Below are 15,847 nucleotides of genomic sequence, written 5' to 3' on the forward strand. Positions count from 1 at the left end.
AGATGACCCAGCGATGATTGGGAGCGGTCAGTGCTTAATTGGTGTTCGAATGATGTATGAAGACTCCAAGTAGGAAGTGAGAGGAAGGCTGTTTTTGTTTTCGAAGACGGTAATGTTGCTAGAAAAAACCTTCTTTTTTAGGCTGAATAGATGACTTGGTGATATGTGGTAGTGGTTGATACTTAATTCGTATCTGATGCGGATATTAGAATAGAATGATGAATTTTTTTAGAGGTGAACGAAATGAAAGTAGTAGTTGGATCGAAGAATAAAACGAAAGTTGGTGCTGTGGAGAAGGTTTGGAAAAATGCTGAAATTACCTCTCTTTCTGTTCCTTCAGGAGTAGCAAACCAGCCGTTTTCAGATGAAGAGACGATGCAAGGAGCGATTAATAGAGCGAAGCGAGCGCTAGAGGAAGGAGAAGCTCCAATTGGTATTGGGCTAGAAGGCGGTGTGATGAAAACGGAGCACGGTTTATTTATGTGTAACTGGGGCGCGCTAGCAACAAGTGATGGGAAAGTATTCGTGGCTGGAGGAGCGCGTATTACGTTACCAGACGATTTTTTAGCACCTCTTGAAGATGGCAAGGAGTTAAGTGAAGTGATGGAAGAGTTTGTACATAGAAAAGATATTCGTAGTCACGAAGGAGCGATTGGTATTTTTACAGATGATTATGTCGACCGCACGGAATTATTTGTACACGTTGTTAAGTTACTTGTTGGGCAATATAAGTATGACAAAAAGCAAGCATAAACCTTGCACCATGCGCGATGTATGGTAGTATAAAAGAAAGATTATAACATGAAAAATGCACTCGTTAGAGGAGGAAATATAGATGAAGTCATTAGAAAGCATGGAGCAATTCCAACAATTAAAAAATGAAGAGAATGTAGTCTTTATGTTCTCAGCAGAATGGTGCCCAGACTGCCGTTTTGTAGACCCATTTATGCCAGAAGTAGAAGAGAAATATAGTGATTTCTCATTTTACTATGTAGATCGTGATGAGTTTATTGATCTATGTGTAAAATTAGACGTATTTGGCATTCCGAGCTTTGTAGCGTACAATAAAGGTGAAGAAACTGGTCGCTATGTAAACAAAGATCGTAAAACACAAGAACAAATCGAAGAGTTCATTGAAGGTTTAAAATAAGGCAATTTGCCAATTGAATTGTAAAACAACCTCTACCTTCGCGGGGGAGGTTATTTTTTTGGAAGGGAGGAAAAAGAGATGAAGATGACAAGTAAAAAGATGAAAGACGAGTTAATGAAGAAATTATCTCGTCCAGAGTGGGACTTTCAGTATGATAGCGAGAAAGAGGTTCTACGTATAGAACAGAAAGACTCGAAAAAAGGTATTAACGTATCACTTCCAGGAGTTGTAGCAAAATGGGAAGTGAACAAAGAAAAGGCAATTGAAGAAGTTGCTTATTACGTACAAGAAGCGCTAATTGCGATGCATAAAGAAGAAAATAGCGGAGCAAAAATTTTACCTGTTATTCGTTCTACTTCTTTCCCGAAACAAGCAGAAGAAGGAAATCCGTTTATTATGACGGATCATACGGCGGAAACACGTATTTACTATGCGTTAGATTCGAATAAAACGTATCGACTAATTGATGAACGTCTGTTACAAAAATTAGAACTTACAGAACAGCAAGTGCGTGAAATGGCATTATTCAACGCACGCTCATTAGGTTATGAATTTAAACAAGACACAGTAGCGGGTAATACATTCTACTTTTTAAACACAAATGATGGGTATGACGCGACTCGTATTTTAAACGAATCGTTACTACAATCGATGCGTGAAAAGATTTCTGGTGACATGGTTGTTGCTGTTCCTCACCAAGATGTATTAATTATTGCTGATATCGTCAACGAAATCGGTTATGATATTATTGCACAAATGACAATGAAATTTTTTGCCGAAGGGCATGTTCCGATTACATCACTTTCATTCGTATATGAAGATGGAGAATTTGAACCAATCTTTATTTTAGCGAAAAATCGGAAGAAGACAGATGGAAAAGAGAAAGGATGAACGAAGTGAACGTTTTTTACAACCTTGAAGGAATTGGTGACACTTTAATTGTTGCCTTACAAGATATTACTTTAGAGAACCGTACTTTTGATCGCAAAGGAGATGTTGCACGCGTATACGATCGTGAAAGCAATATAACAGCAGGATTCAACATCTTTAATGCATCTTCTTACTTAGAAGTAAAAGAAACAGGAAACCTTACATTAACGAAAGAGCTTGTAGAGAAAATCAACGAAGTTTTAGCGAAGAATGGCTTTGAAGAAACAGTAGAAGCAGATCTTTCTCCGAAATTTGTTGTAGGCTATGTAGCTGAAAAAGAGAAACATCCAAATGCTGATAAGCTAAACATCTGTAAAGTAGAAATCGGTACAGAAACATTACAAATCGTATGTGGTGCACCAAACGTTGATGCAGGACAAAAAGTTGTCGTTGCGAAAATCGGCGCTGTAATGCCAAGCGGTATGTTAATTAAACCGGCTGAACTTCGCGGTGTTCCTTCTTCTGGAATGATCTGCTCTGCACGTGAATTAGAGCTTCCAGACGCTCCACAAGAAAAAGGTATTCTTGTATTAGAAGATAGCTTTGAAGTTGGACAAGAGTTTAAATTTTAATTGATATAAGAAAAGAGAGGTTGTCCTTTTGGACAGCCTCTCTTTTCTTTTTGTCATTCTTTGTCGGTAAGTCGAAATTTCTTGTTGAATCGTTGATATATTGAGAGTTGTGATAGATATACTCAAAAAATCGTAAATATGATAAGAATGTCACCTTTTTTCTTAAAATCTATATTGTATTTTATAAACAAACTAGTTAAAATTTAGAAAAATAGAAGGGGATAGACGTATGAAACAACAACCAAAAATCGCAGAACTTCTAAAACGAATTGAAACTTCAAAACAGCAAGATGTTGAGCTAGGTACTTATGAAATATATGTGTTTAGTGAAAGTGAATTAGAAAAAGGACAAATCGGTTACCGATATGATAAACATAAAAATTCATTAATAAGTGAAGAAAACGGAAAGTGGCAAGAAGGATGGATTGCAATTGGATATGAAACGGATATGGGTGATCCAGTTTTCGTAAATATAGATGATAACGCTTATCCGGTTTATACTGCAGAGCGTGGTACAGAAACGTGGCATCCTGTTTATATTGGAAATATGGATGAGATTATAGGGCAATTATAAGAAAAACTTTGAATCCGGTGCAAAGTGATGGGAGAGAAGTATGAAGTATATAAAAATAATGAGCATGATTGCATTCATTGGAATATATATGGCTGGTTGTTCACAAGAGCAGCCGAAAAAAGAAACTACATCTTCTATACAAGAGAAAAGAAAAGATACCAAAGAAGACGCACCGGTAGAAAAGCAGCAAGAACAAGAAAAGAACGAAGAATCGCAAGCAATTAAAACGAATGAGCAAGTGGAGCATAAGCAGGAGGAAATGCCGACTGAAGAAAAGATAGAGGAAACTACACCGGTGCTGCCAACTGAGCAACCAGTGCAAAATAATGAACAAAAAGTAGAGAGTAATGAAAAACAAGAGAAGTTTCTCGTCGTTATTGATCCAGGGCATCAACAAAAAGCGAATTTAAATTTAGAGCCGATTGGGCCAGGGGCAACAACACAAAAATATAAAGTCACAGATGGTACAACTGGTGTTGTGACGAAAAAAAGAGAGGCCGTACTTGTATTAGAAATGGCTTTCGTATTAAAAGAAAAGTTAGAAGCGAAGGGAATGCAAGTATTAATGACGAGAACGTCACAAGACGTTGATATAAGTAATAAAGAACGGGCGACATTCGCAAACAATCATAAGGCAAATTTATTTTTACGTCTTCATGCAGATGGTTCTGAAAATCCAAACCAAAGTGGATTTGCTGTATTGACGCCAGCAGAAGACAGTCCGCATACGAAAGAGATTTATGCGGAAAGCCTTCAAATCTCTCAAATGATTGTAAATAAAATGAGGGAGAACCAGCAAGTGAAAGTAAATGGAATTAAATTCAGGGATGATCTTTCTGGATTTAATTGGTCCAAAGTACCTGGTGTACTATTAGAACTTGGGTTTATGTCAAATCTTGAAGAAGATAAAAAATTATCTGACCCGCAGTATGTAAATTCTTTATTGCAAAGTGTAACGGATAGTATAGATGCATATTGGAAGCGTAAAGCTTAAGCGCAGTCTTACATGAAAGGCTGCGTTTTTCCATATGAAACACTTGTAAATTAGAATATTGTGGATAAATATGACATGCTTAATTTTACCTGCACTTTTTGCCGAATGCTGATACAATAAAGGATGTTACTATTTAGTAGAAAGAGTGGTAAGCATGTTAGATTGGATGAAAAAGTTGTTTAACAAAGAGGAAGAACAAACAGCGTTGAATAAAGAAGTACAAAAGCAAATTGAAAGTCAGCCGAAAATTCCTCGTGTAAACCACTACACTGAAGCAAGAGAAGCACAAATGGCAAGTAGGAATGCAGGTAAATGCCGTTTTCCTTTAGTACCGGATAATGGGTTCGATGAAGAGGATGAAAGAGAAGTAGATCACTTCGAAGAACAACCTGTTCAAGGAGTAACATATGAAGAACCGACTGCTCAAAGAGGAATACAGGTGGAAAGAAGCAGACGACCGTATGTGGAAAAGGTAGTTTCTACATATGAAGAACCGGAAGTACAATATGAACCGGTGCGAGAGGCTGTCGTTAAAAAGGCATCTGCACCTTCGCAAGAGAGTAACCGTAGACCATTTCGTCCAACAGAAATGATTTCGCCAATTTATGGATATAATCGTCCTTCAGTAGAGAAAAAGGTTGAAAAGCAGGAGGAAGTAAAAGAAAGAGAAGATCTTGAAATATCTGTAGAGGGCAAAGCAGTTGTTGATGCATGGTTAGAGAAAAAAGGATATACATTATCAGATTTCTCAGAAGGGCAAGCAACGTCTTCTTCGCCTAGTCATGAATCGGTTGGTCAACAGGATAAAAAGCAAGAAAAATCAGTTGTTGATCAATGGCTAGAGAAAAACGGTTATGAAATCGAACGCCAAGAGCCTTTAGTAGAAGAAAAAGAAGTGATTCAAGGAATGAGTACACCGCAGGAAGTTTCAGCGGATGAATTACTTCATAAAACAGTAGCTGAGCAGATGGAAAGTGCTAAGCTAGAAAAAGATGTAGTGGTGTTAAACGAAAACAATCTACAAGAAGAATTAGTGGCTTCTAAAGTAGAGCACGAGGATACAATATTATCAGAAGAAATTAAACGTAATACAGAAATAAAACAACCTACTATTGAAGTGGAAAAGCAAGCTCCAGAAGAATCAGTGATTGTCAAAGCAGAAGAAAAACTTGCAGAAACAATCATTGTGGAAATACCAGAAGAGCCAGAAGAAGTGGAAGTAATTACAGAAACAGAAGAGCCAGAAGAAGTGGAAGTAATTACAGAAACAGAAGAGCCAGAAGAAGTGGAAGTAATTACAGAAACAGAAGAGCCAGAAGAAGTGGAAGTAATTACAGAAACAGAAGAGCCAGAAGAAGTGGAAGTAATTACAGAAACAGAAGAGCCAGAAGAAGTGGAAGTAATTACAGAAACAGAAGAGCCAGAAGAAGTGGAAGTAATTACAGAAACAGAAGAGCTAGAAGAAGTAGAAGTAATTACAGAAACAGAAGAGCTAGAAGAAGTAGAAGTGATTGCAGAAGCAGAAGAGTCAGAAGAAGTAGAAGTAATCGCAGAAGCAGAAGAGTCAGAAGAAGTGGAAGTAATTACAGAAACAGAAGAGCCAGAAGAAGTGGAAGTAATTGCAGAAACAGAAGAGCCAGAAGAAGTGGAAGTAATTGCAGAAGCAGAAGAGCTAGAAGAAGTAGAAGTAATTGCAGAAACAGAAGCACAAGAAGAAGTGGAAGTAATTGCAGAAACAGAAGAGCCAGAAGAAGTGGAAGTAATTGCAGAAGCAGAAGAGCTAGAAGAAGTAGAAGTAATTGCAGAAACAGAAGCACAAGAAGAAGTGGAAGTAATTGCAGAAACAGAAGCACAAGAAGAAGTGGAAGTAATTGCAGAAGCAGAAGAGCTAGAGGAAGTAGAAGTAATTGCGGAAACGGAAGAGTCAGAAGAAGTAGAAGTAATTGCGGAAACGGAAGAGTCAGAAGAAGTAGAAGTGATTGCAGAAATAAAAGCACCTGTAGTAGAGACATTTGTAGCACTTGAGGAAATTCAGCAAGAAGATGAAGCGATTGAACAAAAGAGTGAATTCATACATGTAGCTGAGGCTGATGAACAGACAAAGAACGACGTTCAAAGCTTTGCGAATGTTTTACTTGCAGAAACAGAAGAAAATAAACGAGTTGTAGAAGAAGCGCCAGTCGCAGAAGAACAACGAGTTGTAGAAGAAGCGCCGGTCGCAGAAGAACAACCAGTTGTAAAAAAAGAAGAACCAAAACGTGAGAAAAAGCGTCATGTACCATTTAATGTTGTTATGTTGAAACAAGATAGAACACGATTAATGGAAAGACATGCAGCTAGGGCAAATGCAATGCAGCATTCTGTTAATGTACGAGTAGAGAATAGACCAGTGCAACAAGTAGTAGCAGAACCACAAGTGGAAGAACAACCAATGCAACAAGTAGTAGCAGAACCACAAGTGGAAGAACAACTAGTGCAACAAGTAGTAGCAGAACCACAAGTGGAAGAACAACCAATGCAGCAGGTGGTAGCAGAACCACAAGTGGAAGAACAACCAATGCAGCAGGTGGTAGCAGAACCACAAGTGGAAGAACAACCAATGCAGCAGGTGGTAGTAGAATCACAAGTGGAAGAACAACCAATGCAGCAGGTGGTAGTAGAATCACAAGTGGAAGAACAACCAATGCAGCAGGTGGTAGTAGAATCACAAGTAGAAGAGCAATCAGTGCAGCAAGTAGTAGCAGAGCCACAAATGGAAGAACGCCCAGTGCAGCAAGTAGTGGAAGAGCAAGTACAAAAGCCAATTTCAAGTACGGAAGTACAAGAGAAAGCATATGTTGTAAATCAAAGAGAGAACGATATGCGAAATGTATTGCACACACCACCGACATACACTGTTCCGCCATTAGCGCTGTTGTCGATTCCGCAGCAATCAGCGCTAGATAATACAGAATGGTTAGATGAGCAAAAAGAATTATTAGATACAACGTTTAATAATTTTCATGTTGGAGCACATGTTATTAATGTATCGCAAGGGCCAGCAGTAACTCGTTTTGAAGTGCAACCAGACCCAGGCGTGAAAGTAAATAAAATTACCAATTTAAGTGATGATATTAAGTTAAGTTTAGCTGCGAAAGATATTCGTATTGAAGCGCCGATTCCAGGGAAGAGTGCGATTGGAATTGAGGTTCCAAATAAAGAAAGTAAGCCAGTATTTCTTCGTGAAATTTTAAGAAGTCCTGTATTCACAAAGAGTGAATCACCGCTTACTGTTGCGCTTGGACTTGATATTTCAGGTGATCCAATTGTAACAGATATTCGAAAAATGCCGCACGGACTTATTGCGGGTGCAACGGGTTCAGGTAAAAGTGTGTGTATTAACGCGATTTTAACGAGTATTTTATATAAAGCGAAACCGCATGAAGTGAAGTTAATGTTAATTGATCCGAAGATGGTTGAGCTTGCACCATACAATTCTGTTCCACATCTTGTAGCACCTGTTATTACGGATGTAAAAGCAGCGACAGCGGCTTTAAAGTGGGCAGTCGAAGAGATGGAACGCCGTTATGAATTGTTTGCGCACGCTGGTGCTCGTGATTTAACTCGTTACAATACGATTGTAAGTGAGCGAGAAATTCCAGGAGAAACATTACCTTATATCGTTATTGTCATTGACGAGTTAGCCGACTTAATGATGGTAGCACCTGGTGATGTTGAGGAAGCGATTTGTCGTATTGCGCAAAAAGCACGTGCTTGTGGTATTCATTTATTAGTAGCGACGCAGCGTCCATCTGTAGATGTTATTACAGGTTTAATTAAGTCAAACATTCCAACGCGTATTGCGTTTACTGTATCATCTCAAGTTGATTCGCGTACGATTATTGATATTGGAGGCGCGGAGAAATTACTCGGCCGTGGTGATATGTTATTTTTAGGGAACGGTACATCTAAGCCAGTTCGTGTACAAGGTGTATATGTATCGGATGATGAGATCGAAAAGACAGTTGATCATGTGAGAAAGCAAATGAAGCCGAATTACTTATTTAAGCAAGAGGATTTATTAGCGAAAACAGAACAGGCTGAGTCGGAAGACGAATTGTTCTTTGAAGCATGTCAATTTGTTGTAGAACAAGGGGGAGCGTCCACATCTTCTGTACAGCGAAAATTCCGCATCGGTTATAATCGCGCGGCACGTCTCATTGAGGAGATGCAATCGCAAGGAATTATTTCTGAAGCAAGAGGGACGAAGCCAAGAGATGTCCTTATTTCTGAGGATGAATTCGCTGCTATGCAGGAAACGAATGTATAGTCCACGGTTTTGCTGTATACTAATAGAAAATGTTGGATAGTAAAGTAGGGAGTAAAGCGACATGAAAGAAATTGAATTAAAATTAAAAGGTGAAATAAATCGACTAACAAATAAAACATTTAAATTTGACGAACGAGTTGGAGAAGGTTGGTTCTCCGCCGTTTACTTTTTAAAAACTAGAGAAATTATTGAAGAATTTCGCCCGAAAAGTGTTGTAACGATGCAATTTTTCCAAAAAGAAAATGCAGTTCTTTGCGGAACAGATGAAGTAATTGCATTGCTACAAACATTCGCTAAAAATCCTGAGGAACTTGAAATTAACTCTTTAAAAGATGGCGATAAAATTAGTCCATTTGAAACAGTGTTAACAATTCATGGTCCTTATGAGAATTTCGGATTTTTAGAAGGTGTTATTGATGGGATTTTAGCTCGTCGTACATCGGTTGCAACAAACGTATATAATGTTGTCCAAGCTGCGCGTAGTGTAGATAAAGAAAAACCAGTTATTTTCATGGGAGATCGTGACGATCATTATACACAACAAGCTGGTGACGGTTATGCAGCATACATCGGAGGTATGAGCGCACAAGCGACGCATGCAATGAATGAATGGTGGGGCAGAAGTGGTATGGGAACAATGCCTCACGCATTAATTCAAATGTTTAATGGTGATGTTGTAGAAGCGGCAAAAGCATATCATAAGAAATTTCCAGAAGATGAATTAGTTGTACTAATTGATTACAATAATGATGTTATTACAGATGCACTTCGTGTAGCGCGTGAATTTGGATCAACATTAAAAGGTGTGCGTGTAGATACGTCTCGCACAATGATTGATCAATACTTTATTCGCCACCCAGAAGTACTTGGAACATTTGATCCACGTGGTGTAAATCCATCTCTTGTATTTGCACTTCGCAAGGCGCTTGATGAAGAAGGATTCCAGCATGTAGACATCGTTGTAACTGGTGGATTTGATGAAAAGCGTATTCGTGAATTTGAAGCTCAAAAGGTACCTGTTGACATATATGGGGTAGGGAGTAGCTTGTTAAAAATGAATATTGGCTTTACTGGTGATAATGTAGAATTAAATGGGAAACCAGAAGCAAAAGCTGGTCGTAAATATCGTCCAAACCCACGTTTAGAGCGTGTTCAATTAGAAAAAAGAGAAGATATGTAAAAGAGAGGAAAACTGATAGGTGATTGACCCTATCAGTTTTTCTGTTATCATAGTATAGCGGCTTCTTTTTTGCTATAATGGACTTGTTATGGACATATAAAGAAGTACGTACGAGTTTATCCTGATAAGTGAAGGGAAAGAATAACCTCACTACATCAAAAATGTATGATGATTACCAAAATAAGAAAAGATTCATATACTGTCTTATAGATAGGCCGTTGTATTAGTTCGAAATGTTGGAGGTTCTTTAAGATGACAGTTTACCATTTTGTAGGAATTAAAGGAACAGGAATGAGTTCATTAGCGCAAATTCTTCATGATATGAAGCATACTGTTCAAGGGTCTGATTATGAAAAGCGTTTCTTTACACAAACAGCGTTAGAAAAGCGTAGTATCTCGATCCTTCCTTTTGATAAGAATAATGTAGAAGAAGGACAAGTGATTATTGCAGGAAATGCATTTCCTGATACGCATGAAGAAATCGTAGCAGCAAAAGAATTGAACATCCCAGTACATCGTTACCATCACTTCTTAGGTGACCTTATGAGCCAATACACAAGTGTTGCTGTAACTGGTGCACACGGAAAGACATCAACAACAGGTTTGTTAGCCCATGTAATGCAAGGTGCACATCCTACATCTTACCTTATTGGAGATGGAACAGGGCATGGGGTAGAAAATAGTAAGTATTTTGTATTTGAAGCTTGTGAGTATCGTCGTCATTTCTTGTCTTACAATCCAGACTATGCAATTATGACGAATATTGATTTTGATCATCCAGATTATTTTGCAGACATCAATGATGTATTCAGTGCATTCCAAGAGATGGCATTGCAAGTGAAAAAAGGCATTATTGCATGTGGAGATGATGAAGAACTTCAAAAAATTCAAGCGAAAGTACCTGTTATTTTCTATGGATTTGGAGAAGATAATGATTTCCAAGCACGTAACATCCAAAAGAGAACAGATGGCACGATATTCGATGTATTCGTTCGTAATACGTACTATGACACGTTCAAAATTACAGGATACGGCAATCACAGCGTATTAAATGCGTTAGCAGTAATCGCACTTTGCCATTATGAAAACGTTGATGTAGAAGCAGTAAAACATCAATTAACAACTTTTGAAGGCGTAAAACGTCGCTTTAATGAAAAGCCGATGGGAGAGCAAGTTATTATCGATGACTACGCACACCATCCGACAGAAATTAATGCAACGATTGAAGCAGCTCGTCAAAAACATCCAGAGCGTGAAGTTGTCGCTGTATTCCAGCCGCATACATTCTCACGTACAGAAAAGTTCTTAGATGAGTTCGCTGAAAGCTTAAGCAAAGCTGATCAAGTATACTTATGTGATATTTTCGGATCAGCACGCGAAAACAAAGGTGAATTAACAATTGAAGATCTGCAAAAGCGTATTGATGGTGCAGAACTAATTACAGATACAACAACGGATGTATTAAAGAAACATAAAAACGGCGTTCTAATTTTCATGGGCGCAGGTGACATCCAAAAATTCGAAGCAGCTTACGTAAAAGAAGTTCAAGTTGCAGAGAAATAATAGAAAAGACGCATAGCTGTGGCTGTGCGTCTTTTTTTGTTGTGTTCAACTTTTATCCCGCATTAACGTGCAATAAGACCCACACTGATTAAAGTTTCACTTTATTTATGTATTGACCTAGAGCTAACTCTAGGTTGTAAGATGAAAATGTAAAAACAAGGGGGAGAGAACATGTATAAAATCGGCGAAGTAGCAGAATTAACAGGGATGAGCATTCACACTTTGCGCTACTATGAGAAATTAGGTTTATTACCACCACCAACGCGAAATAGCGGTATTCGTCAATATACAGAAGGCGATGTACGTTTATTAAAATTTTTATATTCATTAAAACAAACTGGGATGTCATTAGAAGAGATGGCTGAGTTTGCAAGTGATGGGTGCATTATAGAGGAAATTAGGCAGAAGAAAGAGGAAGTACCAGCGAAAGTAAAAAAGAGAATTTCCATTTTAACAACTCACTTGGAGCGATTAAAAGAACAGCAGGAACAATTGCAAAAAGTTGTTCAGCTAACGGAGGAGAAGTTAGAAATTTATTACGGTTTTCTAGAAGAAAAAGACTTGGAGGCCGGCAATGAAAAATAAAGTATATACGCAGTTATTAGGTTTTGCGATATTTACTGGTGGGACATTTAATGCTTCGAAATATGCGGTGCAGTATTTCGAAGCAATTCATATAGCAGCATGGCGTTTTGGGATTGCTGCATTTGTGATGTTATGTTTGTTAAAAATACGAAAAGATTTTGATTTGGAAGTATGGATGCAGAATAGGACCTATTATCTTTTGCTAGGTATTGTTGGTGTATTCGGCTTTAACTTCTTTTTCTTTTTAGGAATGAAATATACAGAAGCTGTTAATGGTGCACTTATTATGGCGACAAATCCTCTCGTTACGACGCTGTTAGCAAGTGTCATTTTACGAGAGAAAATTGTGAAGCGCCAAGCAATTGGAATGTTACTTGCACTAATTGGCGTTGTTTTTGTACTTACACAAGGTTCGTTTACAATACTACAACATTTATCATTTTCAAAAGGGGATTTTTATATTTTATTAGGGAATATTTGCTGGGCGTTATACGGCGTGCTAGGCAGAAGGTTTATTAAAACTGGTAATCCAATACAAACGACGACATATACGATGACTATTGGTGCACTTGCCTTTATTATCATATCTTCTACACAAAAAAGTATAGTACCAGTTTTAGAAATTCCTTGGTTGGCATGGGGAGCGATTCTCTTTATGGCAATTGGAATGAGTGTGCTTGGTTACTTATGGTGGAATAATGGAATTGCTCAAATTGGGGCAGCAAGGACATCTTTATTTTTTAATCTAGTGCCTGTTGTTACAATACTTATTTCTTTTATTGAAGGAGTCAATATAACATCTGCACAATCTGTAGGAATGATATTAGTTATTACGGGAATATTGTATTCTTCTGGTTTTATACAAAGAAAATCAAAAGAAAGTGTTAATATTTAACTCTTTACATCTAAAAATGTTAGAATAATAAGAAAAATAAAAAGGGGACTAAAAAACATGTTCACACTTCGAGTAGATGACGAAATCGAACTACAATTACTAGAAAAACATCATAAAGAAGAATTATATCAATTAATAGACCAAAACCGTAATCATTTACGAAAATGGCTTCCTTGGGTAGATGGGACAAAATCTGCTGATGCTTATGATGAGATTTTTCCGATGTGGTTAAAGAAATTTGCAGAGGGAGACGGTTTTGAAAGTGGTATACGTTACAAAGGAAAGCTCGTTGGGATGGTAGGTATTCATCCAGTGAGCTGGGGGAAGAGAGCGGCGAGTCTTGGGTATTACCTTGCAGAAGATGCTGGAGGAAAAGGCGTTATGACACGTAGCGTAAAGGCTGTGCTTCACTATGCATTTGAGAATTTAAAATTAAATAAAATGGAAATTAGATGCGGTGTTGAAAATGTGAAAAGCCGCGCTATTCCAGAGCGTTTAGGGTTTAAATTAGATGGTATTTTAAGAGATGAAGAATGGTTATATGATCATTTTCATGATATCACTGTATATAGTTTATTAGCTTCAGAATGGAAAGATATTCGATGAACGAGAAGATTCGTATTATTCCGTATGAAAGTGCGTTTCAAGAGGAAGTAGTAGATCTTATCGTTCATATTCAGCAAAAAGAGTATAATGTTCCCATTACGAAAGAAGAGCAACCTGATTTACTTGAAATAGAAACATTCTATCAAAAGGATCACGGAAACTTTTGGGTAGCACTTTATGATGGGAAAGTAGTTGGAACAGTAGCTTTATTAGATATTGAGAATCATCAAGTAGCGCTAAGAAAAATGTTCGTACAAAAAGAGTTTCGTGGAAAAGAATGTGGCGCGTCATATATGTTGCTTCAAACAGCAATTTCATGGGCTGAGGATAAAAAGTTGAAAGATATTTATTTAGGAACAACAGTAAAATTTTTAGCGGCACATCGCTTTTATGAAAAGAATGGTTTTCAAAGTGTGAGTATAGATGAGTTGCCGAAAAACTTTCCAGTGTTACAGGTAGATAAGAAATTTTATAGGTACATTGTGAAAAAGGTCATCTAGAAATGGCCTTTTTCTATGAACCAAAATGGAAATAGTGGTATAATTTGGATTAGGGGGTGTAGGTATGAACTTTCCAATTCAAAGAAGTAAGTCAGTAGTCATTTTCGTTTGTCTTACGTTAGCTTTTATGTGTATATATCCAATTGTCATGCTTTTCACTAATAAAGCGCATTGGATGTCAGCGTTGATTGGGATGGGTTTATGCTTCATTGTAAATGTACCACTCGTTTGGGAAGTATTTATTAAAAAACATAAAGTAGAAAATGGCGTATTAAAGTACGGTATTCTAAATGATGATGTTGTATTAAAAGATATAAGAGTTGTTCGTCAAGTTGGAAAGTATCTTGAAATTACGACGAATGCATATAAAGTACATATGGTTGCGATGCCGCAAGATATGAATGAATTTTTGGCGCTTATCGAGAAAGAAAATCCACATGTGAAAATAGAAATGGTAGGTAAGAAATGAAATATGTAAAACCTTTGTTTTGTTTGGAAATTTTGCTTGTGTTTGCTATCTGCACTAGAGTATATATGAAATGGGATCTGCCCTTATATGAACCAATATTAATAGGTACTATCGCAGTGGCGCTTTTATATTATTTTCATTTTCAGCAAACAAAAAGTAAGAACAGTAGATCAATATAGGGTGAGGATAATAAAAAACGCTCGGATATAATTCCGAGCGTTTTTTATTATTTTAAGTTCTCTGGGTTTAAAGCTTCTAATTCAGGTACAACGAAGCGTCCGTCTTTACGGATTAGTACGTCGTCGAAGTAAATTTCACCGCCGCCGTATTCAGGGCGTTGGATGCATACTAAGTCCCAATGGATGTTCGAGTTGTTACCGTTCCATGCATCGTCGTAAGCTTGTCCAGGAGTGAAGTGGAAGCTGCCATCGATTTTTTCATCGAATAGGATGTCTCCCATTGGATGTAAGATGTATGGGTTTACGCCGATTGCGAACTCACCAACGTAGCGTGCGCCTTCGTCTGTATCGAAGATTTTGTTAATGCGTTCTGAATCGTTTGCAGCTGCTTCAACGATTTGACCGTTCTCGAACTTAAGTTGTACATTTTCAAATGTATAACCGTTGTAAGGAGATGGTGTGTTGTAAGAAACTGTACCGTTAACAGAATCACGAACTGGTGCAGAGTATACTTCACCGTCTGGAATGTTTAAATGACCTGAGCATTTAATAGCTGGAATGTCTTTAATAGAGAATGTTAAGTCAGTTCCAGGACCAGTTAAACGAACTTTATCTGTTTTATTCATTAATGTAACAAGGCTATCCATCGCCTTATCCATTTTACCGTAGTCTAAGTTACAAACTTCGAAGTAGAAGTCTTCGAAAGCTTCTGTGCTCATTTTAGCAAGCTGTGCCATAGAAGCATTTGGGTAGCGAAGAACAACCCAACGTGTTTTTGGAACGCGAATATCTCTATGAACTTTTTTCCCAACTGTTTGGCCATGAACTTTCATGCGCTCACTTGGAACGTCAGCTTGTTCATTAATATTATCGCCAGAGCGAAGACCGATATAAGCGTCCATGTCTTTCATTACGCTTGCTTCATATGCAGCGATTTGTTCGAAATGTTCTTCAGTAGCACCCATTAATAAAGAGCGATCTACTTGATGATCTTTTAAAGAGACGAATGGGAAACCACCAGCTGCATATGCTTCTTTTACAAGTGCAGTTACAAGTTCTTTTTGTAAGCCAAAGTTTTCAATTAATACTTTTTCGCCTTTTTGTAAGCAAATAGAGTAGTTAATTAAATTGTATGCTAACTTTTCAATACGTGGATCTTTCATATGTAAAGCCTCCCTACTAATTATGTATCCTCTCCTATTGTAACCTACTTAGTGGAATTTGTTGAATGATTTATGTTACAGTTAACGAATAAGTATGAAAATTCTAATGATGAGATAGGGATTAGAATGAAACGGAAAATGATTGTATAATAGGGGAAAGTATGAAAAAGATAAAGGA

At 37.6% G+C, this 15,847-nt stretch carries 16 protein-coding genes; 15 read left to right on the forward strand and 1 reads right to left on the reverse strand.

Going from position 1 to position 15,847, the window contains the following annotated elements:
• Window positions 1-243 precede the first annotated feature (243 nt).
• The 15 genes from N2V92_RS11450 (at window position 244) to N2V92_RS11520 (ending at window position 14,506) form a co-directional block, all read left to right on the forward strand.
• Window positions 244-753: a DUF84 family protein gene (locus N2V92_RS11450; RefSeq protein WP_000869961.1), complete on the forward strand. Its 510-nt coding sequence runs from the start codon at window positions 244-246 to the stop codon at window positions 751-753.
• Between the two features lie 82 nt (window positions 754-835).
• The gene (locus N2V92_RS11455; protein WP_000838193.1) at window positions 836-1,150 is read left to right on the forward strand and encodes a thioredoxin family protein; all 315 of its coding nucleotides are present in this window, start codon (window positions 836-838) and stop codon (window positions 1,148-1,150) included.
• 78 nt (window positions 1,151-1,228) lie between these two features.
• Entirely contained in the window at window positions 1,229-2,041 is an 813-nt protein-coding gene (locus N2V92_RS11460) for a DUF1444 domain-containing protein (protein ID WP_000784606.1), read from the forward strand.
• Window positions 2,038-2,652, forward strand: coding sequence for a YtpR family tRNA-binding protein (gene ytpR / locus N2V92_RS11465; protein ID WP_016077205.1), 615 nt, complete (start codon window positions 2,038-2,040; stop codon window positions 2,650-2,652). Before N2V92_RS11460 ends, ytpR begins: the two co-directional genes overlap by 4 nt.
• A gap of 229 nt (window positions 2,653-2,881) precedes the next feature.
• Complete coding sequence (locus N2V92_RS11470) at window positions 2,882-3,226, forward strand: hypothetical protein (RefSeq protein ID WP_000813351.1); 345 nt, start codon at window positions 2,882-2,884, stop codon at window positions 3,224-3,226.
• Between the two features lie 40 nt (window positions 3,227-3,266).
• A complete protein-coding gene (locus tag N2V92_RS11475; protein ID WP_016077206.1) occupies window positions 3,267-4,220 on the forward strand; it encodes an N-acetylmuramoyl-L-alanine amidase in 954 nt (317 codons plus the stop codon).
• Between the two features lie 154 nt (window positions 4,221-4,374).
• A complete protein-coding gene (locus N2V92_RS11480) occupies window positions 4,375-8,529 on the forward strand; it encodes a DNA translocase FtsK (protein WP_042595955.1) in 4,155 nt (1,384 codons plus the stop codon).
• A 61-nt stretch (window positions 8,530-8,590) separates the two neighbouring features.
• Entirely contained in the window at window positions 8,591-9,709 is a 1,119-nt protein-coding gene (locus N2V92_RS11485; protein WP_000658372.1) for a nicotinate phosphoribosyltransferase, read from the forward strand.
• 252 nt (window positions 9,710-9,961) lie between these two features.
• Complete coding sequence (murC, locus tag N2V92_RS11490) at window positions 9,962-11,272, forward strand: UDP-N-acetylmuramate--L-alanine ligase (RefSeq protein WP_000219469.1); 1,311 nt, start codon at window positions 9,962-9,964, stop codon at window positions 11,270-11,272.
• Window positions 11,273-11,443: 171 nt separating this feature from the next.
• Window positions 11,444-11,857: a MerR family transcriptional regulator gene (locus N2V92_RS11495; protein WP_000276609.1), complete on the forward strand. Its 414-nt coding sequence runs from the start codon at window positions 11,444-11,446 to the stop codon at window positions 11,855-11,857.
• Window positions 11,847-12,752: a DMT family transporter gene (locus N2V92_RS11500; RefSeq protein WP_000792471.1), complete on the forward strand. Its 906-nt coding sequence runs from the start codon at window positions 11,847-11,849 to the stop codon at window positions 12,750-12,752. The genes N2V92_RS11495 and N2V92_RS11500 overlap by 11 nt, the downstream gene beginning before the upstream one ends.
• A 57-nt stretch (window positions 12,753-12,809) precedes the next feature.
• Window positions 12,810-13,358 (forward strand): GNAT family N-acetyltransferase, encoded by a 549-nt coding sequence (locus tag N2V92_RS11505; RefSeq protein ID WP_016077209.1) that lies wholly within the window; start codon window positions 12,810-12,812, stop codon window positions 13,356-13,358.
• Window positions 13,355-13,858 (forward strand): GNAT family N-acetyltransferase, encoded by a 504-nt coding sequence (locus tag N2V92_RS11510; RefSeq protein WP_001003135.1) that lies wholly within the window; start codon window positions 13,355-13,357, stop codon window positions 13,856-13,858. Before N2V92_RS11505 ends, N2V92_RS11510 begins: the two co-directional genes overlap by 4 nt.
• 64 nt (window positions 13,859-13,922) lie before the next feature.
• Entirely contained in the window at window positions 13,923-14,327 is a 405-nt protein-coding gene (locus N2V92_RS11515; RefSeq protein WP_001010622.1) for a PH domain-containing protein, read from the forward strand.
• Complete coding sequence (locus N2V92_RS11520) at window positions 14,324-14,506, forward strand: hypothetical protein (protein ID WP_023523191.1); 183 nt, start codon at window positions 14,324-14,326, stop codon at window positions 14,504-14,506. Before N2V92_RS11515 ends, N2V92_RS11520 begins: the two co-directional genes overlap by 4 nt.
• A 47-nt stretch (window positions 14,507-14,553) precedes the next feature.
• Here N2V92_RS11520 and N2V92_RS11525 read toward each other — a convergent pair whose 3' ends face one another.
• Window positions 14,554-15,669 (reverse strand): aminopeptidase, encoded by a 1,116-nt coding sequence (locus N2V92_RS11525; RefSeq protein ID WP_016077210.1) that lies wholly within the window; start codon window positions 15,667-15,669, stop codon window positions 14,554-14,556.
• Window positions 15,670-15,847 lie beyond the last annotated feature (178 nt).

The sequence above is a fragment of the Bacillus sp. CH_48 genome (assembly GCF_038008465.1).
Lineage (GTDB): Bacteria > Bacillota > Bacilli > Bacillales > Bacillaceae_G > Bacillus_A > Bacillus_A thuringiensis_S.

Coding starts and splice junctions, on each gene's coding strand:
- N2V92_RS11495 (WP_000276609.1), top strand. CDS start 11,444: ATGTATAAAATCGGCGAAGTAGCAGAATTAACAGGGATGAGCATTCAC.
- N2V92_RS11485 (WP_000658372.1), top strand. CDS start 8,591: ATGAAAGAAATTGAATTAAAATTAAAAGGTGAAATAAATCGACTAACA.
- N2V92_RS11520 (WP_023523191.1), top strand. CDS start 14,324: ATGAAATATGTAAAACCTTTGTTTTGTTTGGAAATTTTGCTTGTGTTT.
- N2V92_RS11460 (WP_000784606.1), top strand. CDS start 1,229: ATGAAGATGACAAGTAAAAAGATGAAAGACGAGTTAATGAAGAAATTA.
- N2V92_RS11470 (WP_000813351.1), top strand. CDS start 2,882: ATGAAACAACAACCAAAAATCGCAGAACTTCTAAAACGAATTGAAACT.
- N2V92_RS11450 (WP_000869961.1), top strand. CDS start 244: ATGAAAGTAGTAGTTGGATCGAAGAATAAAACGAAAGTTGGTGCTGTG.
- N2V92_RS11515 (WP_001010622.1), top strand. CDS start 13,923: ATGAACTTTCCAATTCAAAGAAGTAAGTCAGTAGTCATTTTCGTTTGT.
- N2V92_RS11455 (WP_000838193.1), top strand. CDS start 836: ATGAAGTCATTAGAAAGCATGGAGCAATTCCAACAATTAAAAAATGAA.
- N2V92_RS11475 (WP_016077206.1), top strand. CDS start 3,267: ATGAAGTATATAAAAATAATGAGCATGATTGCATTCATTGGAATATAT.
- N2V92_RS11525 (WP_016077210.1), bottom strand. CDS start 15,669: ATGAAAGATCCACGTATTGAAAAGTTAGCATACAATTTAATTAACTAC.
- N2V92_RS11505 (WP_016077209.1), top strand. CDS start 12,810: ATGTTCACACTTCGAGTAGATGACGAAATCGAACTACAATTACTAGAA.
- N2V92_RS11500 (WP_000792471.1), top strand. CDS start 11,847: ATGAAAAATAAAGTATATACGCAGTTATTAGGTTTTGCGATATTTACT.
- ytpR (WP_016077205.1), top strand. CDS start 2,038: ATGAACGAAGTGAACGTTTTTTACAACCTTGAAGGAATTGGTGACACT.
- N2V92_RS11480 (WP_042595955.1), top strand. CDS start 4,375: ATGTTAGATTGGATGAAAAAGTTGTTTAACAAAGAGGAAGAACAAACA.
- murC (WP_000219469.1), top strand. CDS start 9,962: ATGACAGTTTACCATTTTGTAGGAATTAAAGGAACAGGAATGAGTTCA.
- N2V92_RS11510 (WP_001003135.1), top strand. CDS start 13,355: ATGAACGAGAAGATTCGTATTATTCCGTATGAAAGTGCGTTTCAAGAG.